Source organism: Enteroscipio rubneri, assembly GCF_002899715.1.
GTDB lineage: Bacteria > Actinomycetota > Coriobacteriia > Coriobacteriales > Eggerthellaceae > Enteroscipio > Enteroscipio rubneri.
In genome coordinates this window covers 1-717 of the sequence record NZ_PPEK01000038.1, presented here as the reverse complement: position 1 = coordinate 717, position 717 = coordinate 1, and the positions used below count along the sequence as shown (strand labels likewise).

The window sequence follows — 717 nt, the reverse complement described above, 5'->3', positions numbered from 1 at the left end:
TGGTGGGTCGCGCGTACAGCCAGCTTGGCAAGCCGTACGGCTACACCGATCCCAGTTACGGCGCGGGCCCGTCGTCGTACGACTGCTCGGGCTTCGTGTCGTTTTGCCTGAGCGGCAGTTATAGCCGCATGGGAAGCACGCTCACGTTCATGAATTGGCCCCAGGTGAGCGATCCTCAGCCGGTCGACGTGGCTGTGAACGCCGGGCATTGCGGCATCTACATCGGCGGTGGCCAGATGATCCACGCGGCCACGTACGGCGTGGGCGTGGTGCAGGGTCCCGTGCAGCCCGGCATGATCATCGTGCGACCCTGGTAATCGACCGTTCATTGTTGGCCAGGCGGGGAGTCGGGAGGCGTCGACGCGCCTTTCGGACTCCCCGCCTGGCGGTTTATCTGGAGAGGAGCCTAGCGAGCGGCGTTCTTGATGACGGTGCGCAGCTCGTCGATGCCCGTTCCCTTTTCGGAAGAGCACACCACCAAAGGCACGTCGGCATGCAGCTTCAGCTGCTTTTTCAGGGCTGCCTTCTGCTTCATTTGCTGCTGTCGGGATAGCTTGTCGGCTTTCGTCAGCACCACGGCGAAGGGAAGCTCCGCCTCCTGCAAGAACTCGATCATGTTTTCATCCAGGCTTGAAGCGGGGTGGCGGATGTCCACCAGCGATACCACGAGCGCCAGGTTGCGATCTTGGTTGAAGTACCCTTCGATCAGTTCCGACC

At 61.9% G+C, this 717-nt stretch carries 2 protein-coding genes; one reads left to right on the top strand and one right to left on the bottom strand.

Annotated elements, in window-relative coordinates:
- On the top strand, positions 1-317 hold a 317-nt coding region (locus tag C2L71_RS11845; protein ID WP_187143349.1), incomplete at its 5' end, for a C40 family peptidase.
- Between the two features lie 89 nt (positions 318-406).
- Here C2L71_RS11845 and C2L71_RS11840 read toward each other — a convergent pair.
- Positions 407-717, bottom strand: a 311-nt coding sequence (locus C2L71_RS11840; RefSeq protein ID WP_338065902.1) for a GTP-binding protein, incomplete at its 5' end; no start/stop codon positions are given.